Genomic DNA, 17,028 nt, shown 5'->3' on the forward strand with positions numbered 1-17,028 from the left:
ACGCAATCCTATGTTGCGCTATATGCGGTGTGTTAAACGGTGACCAGTTACACTGGCTCTCTGTGGAGATTTGGTATGGCTTGGACAATGCACCCGAAGACCTGGGGGACACGGTCGTAACCATCGGAGTGTTCGATGGTATTCATCTTGGGCATAAGCGCCTGATAGCTGCTGCGGTCAGTGACGCTCGCGCTCGTGGCGTGAAGTCGCTGTTGATGACTTTCGATCCCAATCCCGTAGCGCTGTTTGCCCCGGATAAGGTGCCGCCGGCGCTGTCCACCGTTTCCCGTCGTGCCGAGCTGGCAGAGGCGGAGGGAATCGATGCCATGCTTGTCGTGCCTTTCGACAAGAACTTCTCCAGCATCCCCGCAGAAGACTTTGTACGCACCGTTGTCCGCGACAAGCTGAATGCACAGGCCGTCTTCGTTGGCCAGAACTTCACCTATGGGCAGAAGGCCGCAGGTACCGCCGAGACTATGCCGGAGCACGGCTGTAAGTGTGGGGTCGACGTCACCATCGTCGACCTTCTCGACGTCACTGCCGCGGACTCGACCGAACGTGTTTCGTCGACACGTATTCGCGGTTTGCTTGCCGACGGTGCGGTGTCCGCAGCCGCCTCGTGTCTCGGGTACTTCTACCGTGTCGATGGTGATGTTCTTCCAGGTCAGGGGCGTGGGGGAGTGCAGCTGGGCTTTCCGACCGCCAATATTGACTTCGCTGAGGGCCTAGCAATCCCGGCTGATGGTGTCTACGCGGCATGGTTCACGGTTCAGCCGACGGCAGCCCGCCCGGAGCCGGACCCGAAGGGCGATATCGAGTTTGGGGTGCGCTACCCAGCGGCCGTGTCGGTGGGCACTAATGTGACCTTTGGAGACACTGATCGAACGGTCGAGGCCTACGTGATTGACCGTCATGCGGACCTCTACGGCACCGCCGGGCAGGTTGAGTTTGTCGACCGGATTCGCGGAATGGAGAAGTTCGACTCGGTCGAGGAGCTCATTGACCGGATGAGCCAGGACGTGGCAGACACCGAGGCCATTTTGGCTAAGACCGATTAGCTGTTAGAGTAAAACGTCGGCTGTGACTGCGGTCCACAAGCAGTTGCGAGGAACCAGCTGCCAGACGCTGTTTGGTTCCGGAAAAGCCGAGAATGTGGACTGAAAAAACGACCATAATTTGATTCAAGGAGTTAGATTTACATGGCTTTGAACACTGCAGAAAAGGCTGAGATTCTCAAGGAGTTCGGCCTGCACGAGACCGACACCGGTTCCCCGGAGGCTCAGGTTGCACTGCTGACCGCACGTATTCGTCAGCTGACCGAGCACCTGAAGTTCCACAAGCACGATCACCACTCCCGTCGTGGTCTGCTGCTGCTGGTCGGTCGCCGCAAGGGCCTGCTGCAGTACCTGCAGGACAACGATGTTGAGCGCTACCGTAAGCTGATCGAGCGCCTGGGTCTGCGTCGCTAAGGTTCTCCTTAAGGTCCTGTTTGTCAGAGCTTCATTGGTGTAAGTTGCTCTGTTAATTCAAGGCTTTTAAGCTTTTTAGACTCGCCGTTTGGGTTTCCATTGGATGGAAGCTCACGGCGGGTCTTTTTTTTGATCACTTGTCGTTGTGGTATTCACTCATCGATGCGCTGTAGCGTGGCCACAAGTGAATCCCTCATCGACATGTGGAGGGGCTGATCGAAAGCGTGCGCACAAGTGCCGGGCACCATCGATAAGACACGGTAATTCGTCGATAAGACACGGTAAACCATCGATGAGTCAAGAAAAGTCATCGATAAGTGCCCCCCGCCCCGCAAACTCCTAGAACCCCGCGTAGGTGCAAGAACCCAGATGCAGTGAGAGATCTCCGATCCGTCCAATACAAGAACTTTCCGCGTTAGCTGGTAGAATGCGTGACGCAAACGAAGTTCATTCGATCTTTTACAGGCGACATCGATGATCGCCGCTATTTCTAGGAGTAAGAAACCTATGGCCAACAGCAAGGCTGTTGAATTTTTCTTTGATGAGGATTTCGGTATTACCGAGGCCGTTGCCACCATCGACAATGGTGATTTCGGCACCCGCACCATTCGCTTTGAAACGGGCCAACTGGCTCGTCAGGCCGATGGTTCGGTGACCACCTACTTGGACGAGGAGACCATGCTCCTGTCCACCGTCACCGCTTCCAACCAGCCCCGCGAGGGCTTTGATTTCTTTCCGCTGACCGTCGACGTTGAAGAGCGTATGTACGCCGCGGGCAAGATTCCGGGTTCGTTCTTCCGCCGTGAGGGCCGCCCGTCCACCGACGCCATCCTGGCATGTCGTCTGATTGACCGTCCGCTGCGTCCGACCTTCGTCAAGGGCCTTCGCAACGAGGTACAGGTTGTCGTCACCGTCATGTCCTGGGATCCGAAGGACCGTTATGACGTTGTCGCAATCAACGGCGCGTCAGCTGCAACTCAGCTTTCCGGGCTGCCGGTTTCCGGCGCTGTCGGTGGCGTCCGCATCGCGCTCGTTGCTGATGACAAGCACCCAGAGGGTGCATGGGTCGCTTTCCCGACCGAGGAGCAGCACGAGCAGGCTCTGTTCGAGATGGTCGTCGCTGGCCGTATCGTCACCCGCAAGCGTCGCGGCAAGAACGTCGAAGATGTCGCCATCATGATGGTGGAGGCCGGAGCAGGGGAGACCGTCGTCAAGCGTATTGCTGACGGTGCACCGGCGCCGACCGAGGACATCGTCGCCGCTGGCCTCGAGGCAGCAAAGCCGCACATCAAGGTTCTGTGTGAGGCACAGAAGGGTCTGGCTGAGCGCGCAGCGAAGGAAACGCAGGAGTTCCCGCTGTTCCCGGCATACGGCGATGAGATTTTTAACGCAGTCGAGAAGAAGTCCGCTAAGAAGCTGGCCAAGCTGCTCACCATTCCGGGTAAGCAGGAACGAGATGACGCCACCAATGAGTACATGGAGGACGTCGAGGGGCAGCTGCTGGAGCGCTTCGTATCCGATGATGTCGACGAGCAAGCTGCATCTAAGCAGATTCGCGCTGCATACAACGCAGTGATGAAGCAGATTGTCCGTGAGAAGATTCTCGCTGAGGGCTTCCGCATCGATGGTCGCGGTGTCACCGACATTCGTGACTTGGGCGTTGAGGTCGGCTTGATTCCGCGTGCCCACGGCTCTTCGCTGTTTGAGCGCGGCGAGACCCAGATTCTGGGTGTCACCACTTTGGACATGCTGAAGATGGAGCAGCAGATTGACTCGCTGACTCCTGTTACCTCCAAGCGCTACATCCACCACTACAACTTCCCGCCGTACTCCACCGGCGAGACCGGTCGTGTTGGCTCTCCGAAGCGCCGCGAGATTGGTCACGGGGCACTGGCTGAGCGCGCTCTGCTGCCGGTCGTGCCGTCCCGCGAGGAATTCCCGTACACCATTCGCCAGGTCTCCGAGGCTCTTGGATCCAATGGTTCGACCTCCATGGGCTCGGTCTGTGCTTCGACTCTGTCGCTGTACAACGCCGGTGTGCCGCTGAAGGCTCCGGTTGCCGGTATCGCCATGGGCCTGGTTTCCGGCGAGGTTGACGGTGAAAACCGCTTCGTCGCACTGACCGATATTCTCGGTGCCGAAGACGCATTCGGTGACATGGACTTCAAGGTCGCTGGTACTGCGGACTTCATTACCGCACTGCAGCTGGACACCAAGCTCGACGGTATTCCGTCGAAGGTTCTGGCCGATGCTCTGTCCCAGGCTCGTGATGCACGTCTGGCCATCCTGTCCACCATGGCTGAGGTCATCGAGTCTCCGGACGAGATGAGTGGTCTCGCTCCGAAGATCACCACCGTTAAGGTTCCGGCTTCGAAGATCGGTGAGCTCATCGGTCCGAAGGGCAAGACCATCAACGGCATCACCGAGGAAACCGGTGCTGATATCTCTATCGAGGACGACGGCACCGTATTTGTCTCGGCAACTTCCGGTAAGGCCGCGGACGCTGCAATCGAGCAGATTAATGCCATTGCTAACCCGCAGCTGCCGAAGGTCGGCGAACGCTACCTGGGCACTGTCGTGAAGACTGTCGCTTTCGGTGCTTTTGTCTCCCTGACTCCGGGCCGTGACGGTCTGATCCACATCTCCAAGCTCGGTGGCGACAAGCGCATCGAGAAGGTCGAGGATGTCATCAATGTCGGCGACAAGATTCAGGTCGAAATCGCTGATATCGACAACCGCGGCAAGATCTCGCTGGTTCCGGTCGAAGACGATTAATGCTTGGCGACGGAGGATGTGCTTTAGGTAGCCTCCAACAACGCGTGTAGCGATGGCGCGGTTAGGTCACAAATTGACCTAACCGCGCTTTTGTTTTGGGTTAATCTCGGGTTTCGAAGGGATTAATTTTCGAACCCACGTGGAAGGTAATTTGCGCATGCAACTTGTCGCGCACGATCATGAATTCATCGACATTGCGGCCGGTGGCTATGTCGCAAGTATTTCCCAGTTCGGTGGTGGACCGAGATCACTGGAGTACTGTGGCCTGCCACTGCTGACTGACTATCCCAAAGGGTTCAATCCACCGTTGTCCGCAGGTACGCTCCTGGCTCCGTGGCCGAACAGGGTCGCTGACGGAGTATTCATCTTTGATGGGGAAGTCCATCGACTAGATATTTCGGAGCCGTCCCGGGCGAATGCTATTCACGGATTTGTTGCAGATCGCGTTTGGTCTGTGGTCGATTCTGATGACAGCAGCGTCACCTTGGGCGTGGAAGTTGAGCCGCAACCGGGCTGGCCTTGGGAACTCGGTATGACCGTGCGCTGGCAAGTCACGTCTGCAGATGGCCTATCGGCGGAGTTCACAGTGCATAATCGCAGCGATAGGGAGTGCCCGTTTGGTCTGGGCTGGCATCCCTATTTAAGCGCGTTGGGCGCTGACTTCGGCAGTTGCACACTACGGTTGCCCGTTGATAACAACCTGCCACTGGAGCCAATTCGAAACTTGCCCGCCGGCCCAGCGGTGCCAGCGGAGACAGTGGTTCCCAGCCTTCGAGAGGGGGTATCCCTGGATGGACTGTGGCTGGATCACTGCTTCTTTGCTGCCGCGGAGGCAGCGGGGAGTCACTCACCGTGCCGTCGTGAAGCACATTTGGTTGGACCAAATGGCAAGGGTGCTGTGCTCTGGGCCGATGATGAATTCCGCTTCTTCCAGGTCTATGTTGCCGACGCTGGACGACGAGAAGGATTTCCTGGGCACGGGAATGCGATTGCGGTGGAGCCAATGACATGTCCGCCGGATGCGCTACGCTCCGGTACCGGTTTGCTGCGAGTTCAGGCTGGAGAGACAACAACTCTTGCCATGGGACTGCGCGCGGAAACGGGCGGAAAATAGTTTTCCCAGCGCAGAAGAGTGCAGCCCCCTCAATCGGGTTAAAACCTTCTTAATTAATTCACCTGGAATTAAGAATGGAAAATACACTTGGGGACGAATGTAAAAGAATAGGTCTTCCTTTTGTTCCGGATAGTGGCTATCTGGCCCCACACTTCGGGGTAGGTCGAGCCACTTTCACGGCCTTGATGGGCGTGCACCAGCCAGGTGCCGAGAAAAAGAAATCCCGATTCGTGCATTTCCTGAATACGTTTTGACTCCCTAATTGTGAGGAGGCCGTCGTGATAGTGGCGCAATCAGCCCTACGGCTCGAGGCATCATGGGTGGATTACTCCATTGTTGCCCTATACTTCCTATTCGTCCTAGGCATTGGCTGGGCTGCACGAGCCAAAGTGTCCAGCTCCATTGACTTCTTCCTCTCTGGGCGCTCACTGCCGGCTTGGGTGACAGGGTTGGCGTTCGTCTCAGCCAACCTAGGCGCAGTGGAAATCGTCGGTATGTCCGCAAATGGTGTGGAATACGGTTTCCAGACCATGCACTACTTCTGGATTGGTGCGGTTCCCGCCATGGTGTTCCTGGGCATTGTCATGATGCCCTTTTACTATGGCTCCAAGGTTCGCTCAGTACCAGAATTCATGCTGCGTCGTTTTGGTCCCGGAGCGCACCTTGTCAACGCGATTTCATTCGCCGTCGCGCAGCTGCTCATCGCGGGTATCAACCTTTTGCTGCTGGCCAAAGTGGTCAATGCGCTACTCGGCTGGCCACTGTGGCTGACATTGGTCGTCGCTGCAGTCATTGTGCTGTCCTACATCACGTTGGGCGGACTGTCCGCAGCGATTTACAACGAGGTACTTCAGTTCTTCGTGATTGTCGCAGCTCTAATGCCACTGACTCTAATCGGTCTGCACAGCGTCGGCGGCTGGTCGGGGCTTAAGGAAAAAGTTGCCACTGAATCGCACTTCCACACCTGGCCGGGCACGGATATTTCTGGTTTTGACAACCCGGTAGTTTCAGTCATCGGATTGGTATTCGGTTTGGGATTCGTGCTGTCCTTTGGCTATTGGACAACGAACTTCGTGGAGGTTCAGCGATCCATGGCAGCCGATTCGCTGTCGGCCGCACGCAAGACTCCAATTATCGGCGCGTTTCCAAAGATGTTCATTCCGTTCATCGTGGTGCTGCCGGGCATGATCGCCGGCGCGACTGTCGCACCCATCATGGATCAGACTGCCAAGCCTAACGACGCAATTCTGTACCTAATGAGAGATTTGCTTCCCAACGGCCTGCTGGGCATCGCTATTGCAGGGCTACTAGCAGCCTTTATGGCAGGTATGGCGGCGAATATCTCCGCGTTCAACACAGTCTTTAGCTACGACATTTGGCAGACCTACGTCGTCAAAAATCGAGCAGATGATTACTACCTCAAGGTTGGTCGTATCGCTACCATTGGCGCGACCGGCATCGCAGTGTTCACCGCATTGATTGCCGATAATTTCGGCAACGTCATGGACTACCTGCAGACGCTATTCGGCTTCTTCAACGCACCGTTGTTCGCTACCTTCCTTATCGGTATGTTCTGGAAGCGCATGACGCCGACAGCAGGTTGGACGTCTCTGCTCGCAGGAACGGGTGCTGCGATTTTGTACTGGTACATCTCCGAGTTCACGTCGGCAAGCGCAACCATCTTTGAGCTGCCGGGGCAAGGCACTGCGTTCGCTGCCGCCTCCGTGGCATTCGTCGTCGATATTGTGGTGGCTGTGGTCGTTTCGCTCATGACAACGCCGAAACCCGATGAGGAGCTGGTGGGCTTCGTCAAGTCCGTCACGCCGAAGGCTCACTTCACAGACGCTGCTGAGGCAGAGCTGCCATTGTTACAGCGAACTGTTCCGCTGGGTATTTTGTGCCTGGTGATGGCCGTAGTTCTTAACATCGTTTTCGCATAGGAGCTAGTGAGAAATCATGTCACGGACACACAACAATTCAACTGTAGAAGCGACTATCAGCACCGGTAATAAGAAAGCAGGTGCCTTTGACATTCGCAATGTCATTGGGGCGCTGCTTGGTCTTTACGGCATCATTTTGCTGCTGTCGTGGCTGTTCCTCGATCCTGGAGTTAACCCGGAGACCAGTGTTGCCAAAGAGCCGATGTATAACCTGTACAGCGGCATAGCCCTGCTTCTCTTTGCAATCGTTTTCTATGCCTGGGCAAAACTGCGCCCAACGGTTGTCGAAGAATCATAAGGAGTAAAAATGACAACCGATGACCAGCCTTCTCACGCTTTTTCGGTAACGCGCACTACGCTTGCCGACGGTCGCGAGCTAATCTACTTCGACGATGAACCGGACTATGTCTCGGGCAAAAAGACTCGAAAGTTAACCGACGAACGTGATTTGCCACAGGCGATTACGGAGTCGGAGCTGCGCCAAGATCCGCTGACAGGTGATTGGTACTGCTACGCGGCGCACCGCATGAACCGCACCTTTATGCCTCCTGCTGGTGAGAACCCACTAGCTCCGACGCTGCCGGAACAACTTCCCACAGAGGTGCCTGCCAGTGACTACGACGTGGTGGTTTTTGAAAACCGCTTCCCTTCGCTTTCCATGCACATGGAAGTTCCGGATGACTTTGCCCAAACTGTCGACGGCGCCGAGATTTTCCCGCGGAAGCCGGCCTTGGCTCGGTGCGAGGTTGTCTGCTTTACCCCGAATGTTTCGGACTCCTTCCGGGATCTGACCTTTACTCGTGCTCGCACCGTTATTGAAGCGTGGGCGCACCGCACTGCGGAACTCAGCAAGCTCGAAGGTGTGAGGTTGGTGTTCCCCTTTGAAAACAGGGGCAAGGAAATTGGGGTAACGCTGCAGCATCCTCATGGGCAGATTTACTCGTACCCGTATCTGCCCCCACGTGCGGCAGCCATTGTTTCACGCGCGAAAGCCCACTTCGAAACCACCGGTCGTGACCTCTTTGAGGATGTCCTGGAGGCCGAAAAGGCTTCAGGTCGACGGATCATCGCAGAAGGGGAGTACTTCACCGCATTCGTCCCAGCTGCAGCTAAGTGGCCAGTCGAAGTCATGATTATGGCTAACCGCGCTGTCGGTAGTTTTCAGGAGCTGACCGATGCGGAGAAGGACGAACTGACAGCAATGTACCTTGACCTGCTGCGACGTATTGACCGATTCTTCCCCGGCATCGACAAAACGCCGTACATCGCAGCATGGAACCAAGCTCCGGTAGGCGAGGATCACCAGTTTGGCCGCCTCCACCTGCAGCTCTATTCCATGATGCGCTCTGCAGGACGCATGAAGTTCCTCGCGGGTTCAGAGTCCGGGCAAGGAGCCTGGATTTCGGACACGACCCCGGAGGCAATCGCTGACCGCTTCCGGGAAGTTGGCCAGACTCGCTGGCTTCCCACTCGCTCCCATAAACAGGCGGTATCTGACGTAACTGAGCAATTCCGCCGCAGTTTCGGTTCGGAACCACAGGGCGTCTTCCGCGCCCCAGGCAGAGTCAACCTGATTGGCGAGCATGTCGATTATGCCGGTGGTATCTGTCTGCCATTCGCGTTGGCACAGAGTACTTTCGCAGCGGTGGGTGCCCAGGCTGCTGGTGACTCGTGGACAGTGCGAGTTGTTTCGGACTTGATGGACAAGGACGACGCCGCAGACGGTGACAAGCCGGTTGCTATCGCAATGTCCGATGTCGGTCCGAACTCTCCTGCAAATTGGACGGGATACGCAGTTGGCACTATCTGGGCTATGCGTGAGGCAGGGCTGTTGCCCGCGGATTGTCCAAGCCTTGACATTGCGATTTCCTCCGATGTTCCGATCGGTTCCGGGCTCTCCAGCTCCGCCGCTCTGGAGTGTTCTGTCGGCGTTGCAGCCTTTGAGCTCGTCCACGGGCGCGCACCAAACGATGAAGAGCAGCAGGGAATTGTTGAGGCGGCTATCCGCGCAGAAAATGAGGTCATTGGTGCCTCTACCGGCGGTCTGGATCAGCGTATTTCCATCAAGGGCAAGGAAAACCACGCACTGGTCATTGATTTTGCGAAGAGTTCTGACCAGCTTGTAAAGGCTGCTTTCGCAGACGAGGACCTAGAGGTTTTGGTAATCAACACCAACGTTCGGCATAGTCTCTCGGATGGTCAGTATGCGACGCGTCGCGGAATCATCGATGCCGTGACAAATGGTCTTGGGGTATCTGATTTCCGCGGTCTGGATGATGCAGTTGGTGCTGCTATCAATTGGGCGAAGGAGAACGTCCCAGCTGAGGCAGATAGGGATCAATGGGTTGATACCGTGGCGCGCCGAGTACGTCACGTTGTTACCGAAATTGACCGGACGGCACAGGCGATTGAAAAGCTTTCCGAGGGGGACTTCGAGGCCTTTGGCACGTTGATGGTGGCAAGCCATCTTTCGCTGAGGAATGACTACGAAGTTTCCTGTCCAGAGCTGGATCTTGCTGTGGACGTAGCGCTTGAGCAGGGGGCGCTTGGTGCCCGAATGACTGGCGGTGGCTTTGGCGGCAGTGCCATTGCGCTGCTGCCACACGACCGTGTCAGTGCTGCAGCGAATGCAGTTGCGTCGGCCTTCCGTGACAGAGGAATGCCGGAACCGGAGTTTTTCGTTGGAAATCCCGGGCCGGGAGCAAGCCGCCTAGTTTAGGCGGTATTCCCCCCGGTCTTGGGGGGGGCTACTGTAATGCAATCTTCTTCCGCTGCGGCTTGAGCAGCGTGGTGAGGAAGATTAGCACCACGGCAAATCCCGCGGCGGTAAACATCGCAATGCTATAGCCACGAATCAAGTCGTCGGCGGCAGGAGCTGCTGCACCAGTGCCGGACAGGCCAGTGGCAATAACAGCTGACAGCGCCACAAACAGTGCGGTACCGACAGCGCCGGCAACCTGCTGTAGCGTGTTCATGATTGCTGAGCCATCCGGGTAGAGGCGCTTCGGAAGATCACCAAGACCGAATGTGAACAGCGGAGTAAACAGCAGCCCCAGGCCAATCTCAAGGACGATGTGGCAGGCGACAATCCACCATAGCGGAGTCGATGCTGAGATGAAGCCGAGCCCGAAAAGACCGAGGGCAAGGACAATGGAGCCGGGAATTGCCAGTGGGCGCGGACCATAGCTGTCAAAGAGCCGGCCGACAGCCGGTCCCATCAGACCCATAACCAGTGGACCAGGCATCACAATCAAACCAATAGTCTTGACGTCGACACCTCGCAGATTGAGGTAGAGCGGCAAAATGATGATCACACCGAACATCAGCATGAAACCAATGGTCAGAATGATTGTGGACAGCCTAAAGCTCTTTGTGCGGAAGGTTCGAAGATCCAGCAGAGCTCGGTTGTGCGGTGCCAAACGGCGCTGGCGCATGATGAAGAACACCAACAGCACGATGCCGACTGCGCACAGGATTCCGTCGATAAGCGAAAACTCTGCGCCTACGCGGCTCAGCGCGTACACCAGCGGGCCGAATGCGCCGGCACTGAGGAACACCGAGAGGATATCGATGGGCTTCGCGGAGTTTTCCTCAATATTGGGAACGAGGATGACGCCCACTACCAGCACAATTAGGCCGAGCGGCAACATCGTGTCGAAAAGCGCATGCCAATTGTTATTGGCAATCTCCAGAATGAGACCGGAGATGGTCGGTCCGATAGCAGGCGCGACAGCGATGACCACGCTCATTCGTCCCATCATGCGCCCGCGCTCATGCTCCGGTACTACGTTGAGCACCGTGGTCATCAGCAGCGGCAGCAGCACTGCGGTACCGGACGCTTGGACAATGCGTGCGAGCAGAACGATCGCGAAGTTTGGCGCGAAAGCACCGATGAGAGTGCCCACGACGAATAGTCCTTGACTGACCGCGAAAAGAATGCGGAACGGCACTGCCGAAATGAGAAATCCAGTGACCGGAATGACAACTGCCATGGTCAGTAGGAACGATGTTGTCAGCCAGCCTGCGGTAGCTGCGCTGATTCCGAGGTCCGCCTTGACGACGGGAATTGCGACGCTCATGACCGTCTCGTTCAAGATAGCCATGAATGCCGCAGCTAGTAGCACGTAAATGGCCATATAAGCACTTTTGGGCGCATCGGCCTGTGGTGCCTCCGAACTTGGGCTGAGTTCGGAATCTTCAGATTCAGAAACCAATTGAAGTCTCTTTCTATATATCGGTACAGAAATAGGTAATTGTCGAAGATATGGAATCTTAGCGCAACAAAAACCCCGTCGTAAGTCGACAAAAAGGCAAAGCGGACGGGGGCATTGGCACACAAGTTGGCCAACACATTCTAAGGTAAGGGAGAAAGATAAACCCGTTGGGAAAGGACAATAGCTGTGAGCAATATCAAGGTCGGCGTACTTGGCGCCAAGGGCAAGGTAGGGTCCACCATCTGCGAGGCAGTCGAAGCCGCCGACGATTTGGAGCTGGCAGCGGGTCTCGACTCTGGCGATGACCTGAATGAACTTGTCACCGCTGGTGTGCAGACCATTGTTGACTTTACTCAGCCCGACGCTGTGATGGGCAATCTTGAGTTCTGCATTAAGAATGGCATCAACGCCGTCGTGGGTACTACGGGTTTTACCAAGGAGCGCCTCGATCAGGTGCAGCGCTGGCTTGACGACGCCGCCGGTGAGGCCAATGTTCTTATTGCACCGAACTTCGCAATCTCCGCGGTACTGACGATGAAGATGGCGGAGCTAGCCGCTCCGTACTTCGATTCCGCTGAAGTTATCGAAATGCACCACCCTTTTAAGAAGGATGCCCCCTCGGGCACCGCTATCCACACTGCTGAGGCTATTGCTCGTGCTCGCAAGGAAGCCGGCATGGGGGAGCAGCCGGACGCCACTGAGCAAACTCTCGATGGTGCTCGCGGTGCTGAGGTCGAGGGCATTCCGGTGCACGCAGTCCGTATGACCGGTTCGGTGGCTCACGAGACCGTTATCTTTGGTGCAGAAGGGCAGTCGCTCACCATCAAGCAGGACTCCTACTCGCGCACCAGCTTCGTACCAGGCGTTCTGCTGGGTGTGCGCAAGATTGAGGATTTTCCGGGCCTGACTGTGGGACTGGAGCCGTTCCTGGGACTTTAATGGCCGGGAGTTAACTGAAAATGTCTGAAAATGTCACTCTCAAGGCGCAGCTAATCGCCGCGACCAACTTCTTCCCGCCGGAGGACATCGACTTTGATACCGATGCCGATGGTGGGGAAGCATTGATTGAGTTCTCCGGCAGGGCTTGTTATGAAACGTGGGACAAGCCCAATCCACGAACGGCGACGAATAGGGGATATCTGCGACATGTGCTTGAGGTAGGCCACACCTCACTTTTTGAACACGCAAGTGCAAGCATCTATGTTCGTGGGCTGTCGCGCTCGTGTGCACATGAACTCACACGGCACCGCCACTTTTCCTTTTCGCAGTTGTCGCAGCGGTTTGTGCCGGCCAGTTCCAACAATGTTGTGGTTCCTCCCGCAATTGCGGAGGACCCGGATCTGTTGCGAGTTTTCGAAAGCGCGGTTGATCAGTCCCGTTTCGCCTATGGTGAGTTATTAGACGCACTGGAAGAGAAGTGGGCCGACGAGCCCAACGCTATCTTGCGGCGAAAGCAGGCACGCCAGGCAGCCCGGGCGGTTTTGCCCAATGCCACCGAAACTCGAATCGTGGTTACTGGTAATTTCCGGTCTTGGCGCCACTTCATTTCGATGCGTGCGACTGAGCATGCCGATGCTGAAATTCGGGAGTTGGCAGTGGCTTGCCTGCGGGAGCTGCAGCGCTGTGCTCCTGTTGCTTTTGGGGATTTTGAGATTAACACTCTGAAGGATGGGTCGGTCGTCGCGTCGAGTCCTTACGCCTTCGAGGGGTAATCGCACGTACAGTGTGAAGATATAGTCGATTGAGATTTTTAAGAAAAGGTAGTCAACAATGAGCACAGGAATTGCGTCAACTCGCGGTGCTGACATTTTCGGCACCGTCGCCGTAGCTATGGTGACCCCTTTTGATAAGGACGGAAACCTCGATGTCAAGGCGGGTGTGCAGCTCGCTGGTCATCTTGTAGACGGTGGCTGCGATGCACTCATTCTGGCCGGTACTACCGGCGAGTCGCCTACTACGACGGTTGAGGAAAAGCTTGAGCTTCTCCGAGCTGTCCGTGCAGAGATGGGTGACGAGGTTAAGCTCGTGGCCGGTGCCGGCACCAATGACACGGCCGGGTCCATCGAGCTGGCAAAGGCTTCTGTGGAGGCGGGCGCGGATGCGCTGCTCGTCGTCACGCCGTATTACTCCAAGCCGTCCCAGGAGGGGCTGTACCGTCACTTTACGGCAGTGGCTGACGCAACCGAGGCGCCGGTGTGTCTGTATGACATTCCACCGCGTTCGGTTATTCCGATTGAAGTTGATACCATTTACCGGTTGGCGGAGCACCCGAGAATCCAGGCTGTTAAGGACGCCAAGGGGGATTTGGGAGCTGCCGCCGGCATTATCGCTAATACTGATTTGGCGTGGTACTCCGGTGACGATGTGCTGAACCTTCCGTGGCTGTCTATTGGCGCCACCGGGTTTATTTCCGTTATTGGACATGCAGCCCCGCAGCTGCTGGCTGAGGTGCGCTCTTGCTTTGACAAGGGAGACCTTGCTGGTGCGCAGGCTGCCCACGCGAAGATGACTCCGCTGTTTGCCGCTCAGGCTGCACTTGGCGGTGTAAGTTTTGCTAAATCCGCTCTGCGTCTGCAGGGCATTGAGATAGGAGATCCACGCTTGCCGCAAATTGCAGCAAATGACCAGCAGCTTGAGGTGCTTGAAGAAGCTATGCGGAAGGCAGGTGTTCTGTAGTGGCTGAAGGACGCAATCGCGCCCGCAAGGTAACTCGTAAGGCTGGTCCGCCTTCCGAGTCCGACGTGGCTGCAGCAGAGCAGTCCAATAACTCTGCATCCAAGGGTTCCGACAAGGGTGGAGCTAAATCCAACGGCTCGAAGTCCTCGCAGCGTTCCGGTGAGCGTAAGAACTCCGGTAACGCTAAGAAGTCCCAAGGTTCCTCGAATTCTTCCAACCGCGGTTCCCGCGGTGGTCGCGGTGGCCGTGGAGGTAATCGCGGAAATAGTTCGAGGGGTGGCCGTGGCGGACGCGGTGGCAACCGTCGTAACGTAGTCCAGTCGATGCAGGGTGCGGACTTGACCCAGCGTCTTCCTGCACCGCCGAAGGCCCCCAAGGACGGCCTGCGCGTGGTTGCACTGGGCGGTATTTCCGAAATCGGTCGCAATATGACCGTGTTGGAGTACAAGAACCGCCTGATCATCGTCGACTGCGGCGTGCTGTTCCCGAGCTCGGATGAGCCGGGTGTTGACCTGATCCTGCCTGACTTCTCCTACATGGAAGACAAGTGGGATCGCGTGGAAGCTCTCGTGGTCACCCACGGTCACGAGGACCACATCGGTGCTATCCCTTGGTTGCTCAAGCAGCGCGCGGACATCCCGATTATTGCTTCTCGCTTTACCCTGGCACTGATTCAGGCCAAGACACAGGAACACCGTCAGCGCCCGAAGGTCATCGAGGTCAACGACACCAGCCACATTCAGCGTGGCCCGTTCGATCTGCGTTTCTTCAATGTCAACCACTCGATTCCGGAGTGCCTTGGCATCGTCATTAAGACCGGAGCCGGCATGGTCGTCCACACCGGTGACGTGAAGATGGATCAGACCCCGCCGGACGGAAAGCCGACTGACCTGCCGGCGCTGAGCCGCTACGGTGATGAGGGAATCGACCTCTTCTTGTGTGAGTCCACCAACGCTACGATTCCGGGCTTCTCGGGATCCGAGGCGGAGCTGGCTCCAACTCTGCGCCGTCTGATTATGGATGCCAAGCAGCGCGTTATCGTCGCGGCCTTCGCATCGAATGTTTACCGCGTGCAGGCGGTCATCGACGCAGCTGTTAAGGCTGGCCGCAAGGTTGCCTTCAACGGTCGCTCTATGATTCGCAACATGCGCATCGCGCAGGAATTGGGGCTGCTGACCGCTCCGGAAAATACCATTGTGGAAATGAACGAGGCCGCTCGCATGGCGCCCCACAAGGTCGTGCTGGTGACTACCGGTACGCAGGGTGAGCCAATGGCTGCGCTGTCTCGCATGGCCCGCCGTGAGCACCGTCAGATCACCGTCCGTGATGGCGACCTGATTATCCTCAGTTCTTCGCTGGTACCCGGTAACGAAGAGGCAGTCTTCGGCGTTATCAACATGCTGGCCCAAATTGGTGCCACGGTTATCACCGGTAAGGATGCGAAGGTTCACACCTCCGGTCACGGCTTTGCCGGCGAGCTGCTGTTCCTCTACAACGCAGCTCGTCCGTCGAACGTCATGCCGATTCACGGTGAGTGGCGCCACCTCCGTGCCAACAAGGAGCTGGCTGTGTCCACTGGCGTGAAGCCAGAGAACGTTGTCCTGGCTCAGAACGGTGTGGTAGTCGACCTCGTTGATGGCCGCGCTCGTGTAGTTGGCCAGGTTCCGGTCGGTAACCTCTACGTCGATGGCGTCACCATGGGTGACGTCGACGCTGACGTGCTGGCAGACCGTGCTGAAATGCGTGAAGGTGGTCTTATCACCGTCACAGCCGTCATTGATAACCGCACTGGCCGCCCGTTGGAGAAGCCACGGGCTCAGGCTCGCGGTTACTCGGACGACGCCAAGGAAGTGCTCGAAACCGTCGAGCAGGTCGTTGACGATACTCTCTTTGACCTGGCTGGCAGTGGCGAGAACAACCCGTACCGTATGGCTCAGGAAGTTCGTCGCCGCACCGAGCGTGTCATTAACCAGAAGTGGCGTCGCAGCCCGATGGTTGTTCCGACAATCGTGCCGATGTCCTCTGAGGCAGCCGAAGAGGTTACCGATGAGGAAATCCAGGAGTCGCGCGAAAGTATCTAAATTTCTAGAGCGTCTTTTAGCGTAAGAGCCCGCATCCACCTACAACCGTGTGGATGCGGGCTTCTCCGTGCCTGGTCTAGGCTGGAGCTATGACTTTTGCTGAACGGGAACGTGAAGACCTAGCTAATCTACTGCTCAGCGTCGGCCCCGACGCCCCGACCTTGTGCGAGGGGTGGACGACCCGGGATCTTGCCAACCACCTGTACATTCGTGAAAACCGTCTGGATGCCGCGGGCGGGATGTTCGTCAAGGCGCTTTCGGACCGCCTCGATGCTGTTACCGCTGAGGTCAATCGAATGCCCTACGTCGAAGTGGTGGGGAAGTGGGGTAGTGGTGCTCCGCGATGGAATCCAATGAACTGGGCAGACCGCTACGTCAACGCTGCGGAGAACTTCGTCCATCACGAGGATGTCCGTCGTGCCCAGGAAGGCTGGACCGTTCGTCAGCTGCCGCCCTCCGGAGTGTCGGACCTGTGGCGTCTGGTCACTACTGCCGGCCGTATGATGTTGCGCGGTTCGACCTCGACCGTGGTGCTAATGCGTGACGACGGAGTTGCGGTGACCCTAATCGACAACAGTGCTAAAGGTGCTCCAGTTGTGACTGTCCGCGGAAGCGTCGGGGAACTGGTGCTGTGGCTCTATGGCCGTGACGAGGTACGCGTCACCATCGACGGTGACGAATCGGGCATCAAGCGCAACAGTCTTTAAAATCACGTTCTCAGTTCTGGACGGTCGCGACAGCACGCCTGTTAAACAATGA

At 56.9% G+C, this 17,028-nt stretch carries 13 protein-coding genes; 12 read left to right on the forward strand and 1 reads right to left on the reverse strand.

The window, feature by feature from the left end:
• The first annotated feature begins 62 nt into the window (after positions 1-62).
• The 7 genes from HMPREF2878_RS05120 (at position 63) to galK (ending at position 10,017) form a co-directional block, all read left to right on the forward strand.
• On the forward strand, positions 63-1,058 hold the full coding sequence (locus HMPREF2878_RS05120; protein ID WP_070652947.1) for a bifunctional riboflavin kinase/FAD synthetase: 996 nt from the start codon (positions 63-65) through the stop codon (positions 1,056-1,058).
• Positions 1,059-1,199: 141 nt separating this feature from the next.
• A complete protein-coding gene (rpsO, locus tag HMPREF2878_RS05125) occupies positions 1,200-1,469 on the forward strand; it encodes a 30S ribosomal protein S15 (RefSeq protein ID WP_016422594.1) in 270 nt (89 codons plus the stop codon).
• A gap of 507 nt (positions 1,470-1,976) precedes the next feature.
• Positions 1,977-4,244, forward strand: a complete 2,268-nt coding sequence (locus tag HMPREF2878_RS05130) for a polyribonucleotide nucleotidyltransferase (RefSeq protein WP_070652948.1) — start codon at positions 1,977-1,979, stop codon at positions 4,242-4,244.
• A gap of 157 nt (positions 4,245-4,401) precedes the next feature.
• Positions 4,402-5,358: an aldose 1-epimerase family protein gene (locus tag HMPREF2878_RS05135; RefSeq protein ID WP_049170826.1), complete on the forward strand. Its 957-nt coding sequence runs from the start codon at positions 4,402-4,404 to the stop codon at positions 5,356-5,358.
• Between the two features lie 278 nt (positions 5,359-5,636).
• A complete protein-coding gene (locus tag HMPREF2878_RS05140) occupies positions 5,637-7,298 on the forward strand; it encodes a sodium:solute symporter family protein (RefSeq protein ID WP_172954607.1) in 1,662 nt (553 codons plus the stop codon).
• A 16-nt stretch (positions 7,299-7,314) separates the two neighbouring features.
• On the forward strand, positions 7,315-7,596 hold the full coding sequence (locus tag HMPREF2878_RS05145; protein ID WP_049170832.1) for a hypothetical protein: 282 nt from the start codon (positions 7,315-7,317) through the stop codon (positions 7,594-7,596).
• A gap of 9 nt (positions 7,597-7,605) precedes the next feature.
• Positions 7,606-10,017: a galactokinase gene (galK, locus tag HMPREF2878_RS11620; protein WP_083280582.1), complete on the forward strand. Its 2,412-nt coding sequence runs from the start codon at positions 7,606-7,608 to the stop codon at positions 10,015-10,017.
• Between the two features lie 28 nt (positions 10,018-10,045).
• Here galK and HMPREF2878_RS05155 read toward each other — a convergent pair whose 3' ends face one another.
• Positions 10,046-11,434 carry an MDR family MFS transporter gene (locus tag HMPREF2878_RS05155; RefSeq protein WP_224433133.1) on the reverse strand — a complete coding sequence of 463 codons (1,389 nt, stop codon included), beginning with the start codon at positions 11,432-11,434 and terminating at the stop codon, positions 10,046-10,048.
• Between the two features lie 264 nt (positions 11,435-11,698).
• On the opposite strand from HMPREF2878_RS05155, the gene dapB reads away from it, so the two are divergent.
• The 5 genes from dapB to HMPREF2878_RS05180 all read left to right on the forward strand — a co-directional run bounded on the left by dapB (position 11,699) and on the right by HMPREF2878_RS05180 (position 16,976).
• Positions 11,699-12,451, forward strand: coding sequence for a 4-hydroxy-tetrahydrodipicolinate reductase (dapB, locus tag HMPREF2878_RS05160; protein ID WP_049170836.1), 753 nt, complete (start codon positions 11,699-11,701; stop codon positions 12,449-12,451).
• 20 nt (positions 12,452-12,471) lie between these two features.
• Positions 12,472-13,224 carry an FAD-dependent thymidylate synthase gene (gene thyX, locus HMPREF2878_RS05165; RefSeq protein WP_049170838.1) on the forward strand — a complete coding sequence of 251 codons (753 nt, stop codon included), beginning with the start codon at positions 12,472-12,474 and terminating at the stop codon, positions 13,222-13,224.
• 58 nt (positions 13,225-13,282) lie between these two features.
• Positions 13,283-14,188, forward strand: coding sequence for a 4-hydroxy-tetrahydrodipicolinate synthase (dapA, locus tag HMPREF2878_RS05170; protein ID WP_049170841.1), 906 nt, complete (start codon positions 13,283-13,285; stop codon positions 14,186-14,188).
• Positions 14,188-16,269 carry a ribonuclease J gene (locus HMPREF2878_RS05175; RefSeq protein ID WP_049170842.1) on the forward strand — a complete coding sequence of 694 codons (2,082 nt, stop codon included), beginning with the start codon at positions 14,188-14,190 and terminating at the stop codon, positions 16,267-16,269. The genes dapA and HMPREF2878_RS05175 overlap by 1 nt, the downstream gene beginning before the upstream one ends.
• Positions 16,270-16,358: 89 nt before the next feature.
• A complete protein-coding gene (locus tag HMPREF2878_RS05180; protein ID WP_049170848.1) occupies positions 16,359-16,976 on the forward strand; it encodes a TIGR03085 family metal-binding protein in 618 nt (205 codons plus the stop codon).
• Positions 16,977-17,028: the final 52 nt, after the last annotated feature.

Source organism: Corynebacterium sp. HMSC065H09 (assembly GCF_001812845.1).
In the GTDB taxonomy this organism is placed as follows: Bacteria; Actinomycetota; Actinomycetes; order Mycobacteriales; family Mycobacteriaceae; genus Corynebacterium; species Corynebacterium jeikeium_D.